Source organism: Nostoc cf. edaphicum LEGE 07299, from assembly GCF_015207245.1.
GTDB lineage: Bacteria > Cyanobacteriota > Cyanobacteriia > Cyanobacteriales > Nostocaceae > Nostoc > Nostoc edaphicum_B.
This window is the reverse complement of record NZ_JADEXF010000904.1, coordinates 1-2,816: the sequence shown is the minus strand read 5'-3', so window position 1 is coordinate 2,816 and position 2,816 is coordinate 1. Positions and strand designations below refer to the sequence as shown.

Here is a 2,816-nt window from a genome sequence, read left to right as displayed (position 1 = left end):
CCTCAGTTGCTTAGGAAATAATATACTTTGCGATCGCAAAGTATATCTCTTTTCACCAAAAATGCAGAAAAATCGAAATTTTTCAATTACCTATCCTTCTGCAAGGAAAAAGTACTGCCTGTATTTTGACTCTCTTATTTACGTTGCAGTGCGAAAAAAAGCACTATAATTTCGCTGACAGTACCCGCAAGCATTCCATACGCTGCTGAAGTCGCTCCGTTATGTCTAGTAAAAATCAGACTTCCACATACTATCAGGGTGAAAGCTGCGGCAACTAATGTTGCAAGGTTGATGAACCAGTTCTTTGCTCGGTGAATAAGCAGCCCTTGAAACGTATTTTGCAGTGCTAGGAGCAGAGGGAAAAATGACAGTATTTGTACAACCGGACGAGCTGCTTCCACAAGAGATGTATTATTTCCCAAAAACTGACCAAGTAACAAGAACCCTTTGTCTGTAAACCCAAGAAAAATTGGTATTACAGTAAAGCCCAAACCGACAAGAACCACAAAAGCAACCAGTGTCCGCCTAGAAGTTTCTTCATAGACAGAAATCACTACTTGTTGAATCATGCGTGTACCGTTAGCAATCGACAGAACTAACCCCCAAGCAGCAGGCCACACAGCGAGTGCAAGACTGCCATCGAATGAGCGAGCAATCAGACTTAAGAGTATTGCCCTTGCACCCCAAACAATAAGCATTGTTGAGGCTAAAGGAAGATAGTAAAAGGCGACTCCTCGAAAGGTTTTAGGCAGTTTCTTAGTTTCAGAATCTACTTGCCCTTTAAGAATAGAAATAGTGCCAAGACGCAAACAAAACCATGTGACCAGTACTGCTTCAATAAGTATGGCTCCCATCATGGTGATACCTGCAAGAAATGCCCCGTTACTTCTAAGACTGACTCCAACTGCCAGCGCCACAATTACCCAAGTTAATCGCGCCACACCTGCCCATCCTACAGCTATGCTCTTTTGAGCGCGGATAAGCAGCCCCTGAAAGAATCGTCGCCAAGCAATAACGAAAGGCCACAGGAACATCAATAAAAAAGCAGTTCTCCCTTGCGCTGCAATAAATGGGCTAACACCAAATACCTCTAAAAGAAGCCAGTTATACAAAGGCTCCCAAGTGAGTAAAAGAAAAATGCCACTGAGAGAAAGTCCTGCAATTACTGTAAATTGCCAAAGTGCGCGCCGAGATTTGACTTGCCCTCCAAGAGCAGTTGACGCATGAAGAATCATGATAATAGGGCTTTCTAGAAATACGGCAACCCCTTTGACTACCCCAACTCCGGCTAATGTCTCTTGTGGAAAGGCTAGGCGACTGAGTGCAGCAGTTTGAAGTGGATCGCCCAGAGTCATTGCCACATCAGTCAAGGAAAGAGGTATAAACTGGGCGAGTAACATCAATAGCGATCGCTGGGAGGTTGTTTTATTACCTTCCTGTTCCTGCTGAGGTGAGGTGTTCATGAAATTTTTCAGCTATGTGATGAGTCACTAAAAATACACAGGAGTCAGTGAGGCGATCGCATCATCAAGATGCTCTCCTTGTTTGAGGGTAAATCCATAACGGTCAAGCCAATCAAAATCGTAGACTGTCTCAAGATATCTATCCCCTCGGTCTGGATTGATCATCAAAATCCGCGCACCCGCACCAAGAGAGCGCGCCAGATGTAAACCACCAGCTACAATTGCCCCTGTGGAAGCACCAAGAAGCAATCCCTCACGACGTGCAAGTGCATGACACACGGAGTAGGCGATCGCCTCTGGTATCACGTAAGCTCGATTAAGCAGCGAAAGCTCTAGATTAGGTGGAAAGAACGATAATCCAACACCTGTCATCTTGTATGGTTTTGCTGGCGTTCCCATAATGACTGAACCCTCAACATCAACGCCAACAATGCGTATTTCTGGAAATCGCGGTCGAAGATAACGAGCTATTCCCATTATTTGTCCCGCCGTGCTAACACCAACCACGACAGCATCAAGATCGGAGGAAAAGTGAGCTTCAATCTCACGCGCAGTGTAGTATGAGTGGGCCTCAGCATTCAGAGGATTTAAGTGCTGACATGGATACCAAGCATGAGGAATAGTTGCGGCAAGCTCACGCGCTCGTTTCATTCTCGCCTTCTGCATCGAGCCTGATTCGTCTGCCTCATGTAACGGTACATCTACAAGTTCAGCACCGTATGCTTTCAGCATTCGTCTAAACGGTGGAGCAGTTTTTGCATCGACAACAATAATCACTCGATAGCCCCGGACTGCTCCTACCATAGCCAGACCAACGCCGAAATTTCCTGAACTTGACTCGATAATCGTACCACCAGGTATAAGAAGCCCTTCCTCCTCTGCACGCGTCACGAGATAGACTGCATTTTTCTCCTTAATTGATCCTCCGGGATTGCAGCTCTCTAACTTCAAGAAACATTCCGAGACAACACATACAGGAGAAATATTCTTGAGTTTTACAATCGGTACATTTCCTATTGCCTCGGTAACATCAGCGGCAGTAATCTTTTTCCATTTACTATGATTGTTCCATTGACAGTTAGAAACGTTCTCGAATGATGAAGATTTTGCAAGCTGATTCATGTTTAACATCCAAAAAATTCAAAAATTAGTAGGAATTATCAGGGCTGAATTAACTTGCTCATTGGAGCGGATTTTTATTTGCAATATCGTTACTACATTCTTTCATTGACGATACGAATTGTAGTGATTATTGCTTGTATAGCTAATCACCACTTAAAACTGTTTCAATTTGACCAAAAGTAAATATCAATTAGGTCTGAGCGATAACTACCTGAGCAAGCCTTTAAGTCA

2 protein-coding genes are annotated in these 2,816 nt (G+C 44.0%); both read right to left on the bottom strand.

What is annotated here, in order from left to right:
• Positions 1-134 precede the first annotated feature (134 nt).
• Positions 135-1,463, bottom strand: coding sequence for a hypothetical protein (locus IQ229_RS22415; RefSeq protein WP_162398286.1), 1,329 nt, complete (start codon positions 1,461-1,463; stop codon positions 135-137).
• 27 nt (positions 1,464-1,490) lie between these two features.
• A complete protein-coding gene (locus IQ229_RS22410; protein ID WP_162398285.1) occupies positions 1,491-2,585 on the bottom strand; it encodes a cysteine synthase family protein in 1,095 nt (364 codons plus the stop codon).
• Between the last annotated feature and the right edge of the window lie 231 nt (positions 2,586-2,816).